This is a genomic window from Streptacidiphilus pinicola (assembly GCF_003258295.1).
In the GTDB taxonomy this organism is placed as follows: Bacteria; Actinomycetota; Actinomycetes; order Streptomycetales; family Streptomycetaceae; genus Streptacidiphilus; species Streptacidiphilus pinicola.
Genome location: NZ_QKYN01000108.1, coordinates 1 through 3,768, shown reverse-complemented (window position 1 = coordinate 3,768; position 3,768 = coordinate 1). Strand labels below are relative to the sequence as shown.

General features: G+C 65.8%; 5 protein-coding genes. 2 read left to right on the top strand and 3 right to left on the bottom strand.

Annotated elements, in window-relative coordinates; all coding sequences use genetic code 11:
* Positions 1–636: restriction endonuclease (locus DN069_RS41865; protein WP_243639740.1), on the top strand; the 636-nt coding region annotated here is incomplete at its 5' end.
* Complete coding sequence (locus DN069_RS41860; protein WP_243639738.1) at positions 528–875, top strand: restriction endonuclease; 348 nt, start codon at positions 528–530, stop codon at positions 873–875. The genes DN069_RS41865 and DN069_RS41860, both read left to right, overlap by 109 nt.
* A 290-nt stretch (positions 876–1,165) precedes the next feature.
* On the opposite strand, the gene DN069_RS26170 is transcribed toward DN069_RS41860, so the two are convergent.
* From DN069_RS26170 to DN069_RS39510, 3 genes are all read right to left on the bottom strand, one after another.
* The gene (locus tag DN069_RS26170; protein WP_111504906.1) at positions 1,166–2,287 is read right to left on the bottom strand and encodes a hypothetical protein; all 1,122 of its coding nucleotides are present in this window, start codon (positions 2,285–2,287) and stop codon (positions 1,166–1,168) included.
* Between the two features lie 154 nt (positions 2,288–2,441).
* Positions 2,442–2,969 (bottom strand): hypothetical protein, encoded by a 528-nt coding sequence (locus DN069_RS26165; protein ID WP_133260042.1) that lies wholly within the window; start codon positions 2,967–2,969, stop codon positions 2,442–2,444.
* Between the two features lie 104 nt (positions 2,970–3,073).
* Positions 3,074–3,559 carry a Cap15 family cyclic dinucleotide receptor domain-containing protein gene (locus tag DN069_RS39510; protein ID WP_133260041.1) on the bottom strand — a complete coding sequence of 162 codons (486 nt, stop codon included), beginning with the start codon at positions 3,557–3,559 and terminating at the stop codon, positions 3,074–3,076.
* Positions 3,560–3,768 lie beyond the last annotated feature (209 nt).

Below are 3,768 nucleotides of genomic sequence, written 5' to 3'. Positions count from 1 at the left end.
CTGGAGATCGTGCCCCCGGTGGCCGGGTACCGGTTCGTCGCCCAGCGCGCCGAAGTCGTGGCCCAGCCCCGCAAGGACGCTGAACGACAGGACCTCTACCGCAAGCTTGTCGCCCGCCTCGCGCTACGCGCCCTGGACGAGGTGTTCTCCGCGACCCCCGCGGCACTGGTGGACAGCATCGCCTTCAACGGACACGTCAGCACCACCGACCCCGCCACCGGCCGCCCGGTCCGCCCCTGCGTGGTCACCGTCGTCGCCAGCCGCACAGACTTCGCCGACCTGGTCCTGGACGAGCCGCGCCTGGACCCCCAGCAGTGCCTGCGCCACCTGGGCGCGCTCGTCTCCGAGCACCCGCACGACCTGGAAGCCGTGCCCCCCGTCATCGAGATCGACCTGGACCGCTACCGCATCACCACCGATGCGGCCGCCGTCACCGGCCTCGACAGCCGCCCCGACCTCCTCCAGATGGACCCCTTCGCCTTCGAGCGCCTCGTACGCCAGCTCTTCGAGGCCATGGGCTACGAGACCTGGCGCACCCAGGGTCACGCGACGAGGGCGTCGACGCAGTCGCCGTCAAACGCGACCCGCTCGGCGTCACGGTCTTCGCCATCGAGGCCAAGCGCTCTCGCAACGTGATCGACCCCAACACAGTGCGGGCCATGGCCGGCGTCATGAACGACGTCAACGCCAGCTACGCCATCGTGGTGACCACGTCCTGGTTCGGCAAGGCCAGCCACGACTTCGCCGCCCGCAACCGCATCCGCCTCATCAACGGACGCAACCTCAAAGCCCTCATGGCCGAGCACCTCGGCGTCGACGTCCTGATCGGGCTGCCCAAGCTCCCACCGCAATGGCGCCAGCAAGACATCACCTGATTGGTACCGACTCAGGCGTCCGCTTTCGAGCCCTTCGACGAGTCAGACTCCCGGGGATTCGATCCTTCGAAGAGTAGTCATAAAATGGACATATTGACGGCAAGCATCTACAGGGGTCGAAGTGCCGAACGCCAACCAATAGCGTGCGGACTGCGTCCCGATGGTTGGGAGCGCTGGCCAACTTGCCGTTCCCTGACCGCACTCATCCGCAGCATCTTCAGGGCCACGCCCGGGAGGCATCGCGCGGCCCGGGCAGCCCCCGCGTGCCAAGTGCGTCCGCGCCCGACGGCTCAGCAGAGCGCAGACCAGTCGTTGAGTACGGCGGCAGTGTCGGCGAGGGCCGCGTCTACCAGCTTCGACAGATCACCGGAGTCAGCGCACGAGGAGAAGTAGACCGGCGCCAACCCGAACAGCGGTTCTGCCAGGTCGAGCGCGTCGGCCGGGACACGCGTGTCGAGGCCGTAGTGAATCAAGGTGTTGCGGAACGGCTTGGTGCTTGCATCGAGCAGTTGCTTCGCCTCCGGTGTTTCGAGGATCGAGGTGAGGCGGGTTTGCGAGCGTGGGGTGAGTGAGTGGGCCCGGTCGTCGCGGAGGGCACGGAGGCTGGAGAGTACCTGGTAGGCCGCGATGTAGCGGATCTTGAACTCCGTGTAGTCCACGATGCCTGCGGCATCCGTGCAGGGGATGGCGTGGGCTGCGAAGTTCGCCATCCCTTGGAATACGGTGAGCAATGCGTTCAGGTCCGGATTGCCGGAACCGTCGAAGACCTTCGGGTAGTAGTTCGCGGCGACCTTGTCCGGTCCGGTTTGCATGCTCGCTGGGTCGAGCCTCGATAGGAAGGTCGCACCGACAGCAGGGATCGTGCCGCCGAGTTGCGCGAAGTAGGTGCCGTAGGACCTGGTGAGCTTCGCAATGTCCGGGCCCGCCTTCGCCAGCATCGCCTCACCACCGAGGCCAAAGTGGAAGGTCATCGAGTGCGTCGTTGCGATCATCTTGCCGTCGTAGGTGAACAGGCCAAGGTCCTTGGCCCAGAACCGGGCCAGGCGCGGCACCGGCTCGATGAAGTGCTCGCGGTGCGCTGGGATGATCTCATCGCGGAAGCGGGCGATCTGTCCGTCAATGCCCTTGAGTCCGCTGTGCGTGCCGGTGTCCTCGAACAGCTTGAGTGAGTGTCGTCCGCGTTTGACCACGTCGTCGAACTCGCCCGAGACCAGGGCCGAAAGTTCCGGGTGGCCGGATTTGAGCTTGCTGTAAGACTCGTGCACGATCAGCGAGCTGTAGGCCTCGACGCACAGCCACACGATCGGGGCGCAGCCTGCACACGCCGGGTCCTGCGAGTCTGCAAGCAGCCGGCCGATCCAGGCGACGTCGTTCTCGACACCGCGCTTGATAGCCGCCTCGTTCTTGTTCACGGCGCTGAGTGTAGATCCCGGCGTCTCACGGTCTGAGGCAGTTTCGTCACGGCAACTGGCTCCGGGCCTCCGAAGAACGTCACCCTCAAGCGTGGACCGGCGAGACTGGCGGAGTGGTGCAGCCGTACGCGCTGAACGGCCACCTACGTTGCGGTCATGGCACCTGGTCCAGCAGTTCGACGATGGTCGCCTCGGTGATCGACGCCGGGCTCGCCTCCGGCCAGCCTGCAGCGCCGGCGATCCGCGGTACTTGGAGCAGGGCGTCGGAATCGACACTCAGGACGGTGTGAACCTCGTAGTCGTCCACGTGCGCGGACTGGCCGACGAAGAACGTGCGTCCTGTTGATGCGGGATGGGCGCCAAGTAGCTCTTCGAGGGCTTGTGCTCGCGTCCGGTCGCGCAACTCGGCCTGCTTGTCCGCCATGATGTGAGCCGCCGTGTAGTACGTGTCGCGGTCCGAGTGCTCCGCGTAGAGTTCGGCGGCCCGCTCGGGGGCCTTGTCGAGGTCGACCGGGGCATACGGGCCGTCCTCCGGCTCGATGCAGATCGGGTGTGCGCGCTCCTCCCCGACTTGGAAGCCCACGAGCATGACCTTCGGACGGCCCGCGAAGCCGGTGCGTCCGAGGAGCCGGTCGGCTTCGATGCGCACGAGTTTCGCGAAGTGTCGCTGATAGAGCCACATGAACTGGCAGATGCTGTCACCTCGTGCCACTGGGCTGCTGGCCTCAGGGTTCGTCGTCGCTGTGGAGTCGATGGTTCGGAAGGTTGGGAGCGGGTTGGGGTTGGTCAGGGTGCAGTGTCGGCGTCCTGGGCCTCTTGGTAGGTCGCATAGTGGGTGGCTCGGCTCATGAAGGTGAGTTCCATGTCCCCGGCGGTAAACCGGTCGGTGAAGTAGCGGCCCGTCATTCTCTGCGGAGTATGACCGCTGACGCTCAGTCGGCACGCGCCGGTGTGCCTTGGGCTGCGGGACTGGACGGCGACCTGGGCGGTGTTCTCGTACAGGAACTTCAACTCCGCGACACCTGAGCCGTCGGTCTTGTCGATCGTGGCGTTGGTGGAGTGCGAGCTGCTCTCCTTGGTGCGCAACGTCGCGTGGAGTGTCCAGAATGATTGCTCGACGGTCAGGTACGCGCGGATCGGTCCGCGGTTGCCGGATGCCGGGATCTTGCTGCTGGGGCTCGGAGTCAGGATGACGCGCCATGTGCCCGCCAGGTAAGGGTGTCCTGTCAGCCGGTGGATGCCCCACCAGCGCCAGGCCCACTTGTCGAACACGACGACTAGGTGTTCTGACCACGGAGGTTGGTGACGGGGTTCACGGTGGGGTGATCTTGAAATAGGTGAGGGCCTTCTGGCTCGGTGTGGATTGCGACATCTGCACCGGCTCCCAGAAAGGCCCTCATGCCACACCGTAACGCACCCCTGACCGAGACCGGCCGCCTGCGTCTGGCCTCGTCCGCGGCCGTCGACCGTCTGCCTCTGCG

Coding starts and splice junctions, on each gene's coding strand:
- DN069_RS26165 (WP_133260042.1), bottom strand. CDS start 2,969: ATGTGGCTCTATCAGCGACACTTCGCGAAACTCGTGCGCATCGAAGCC.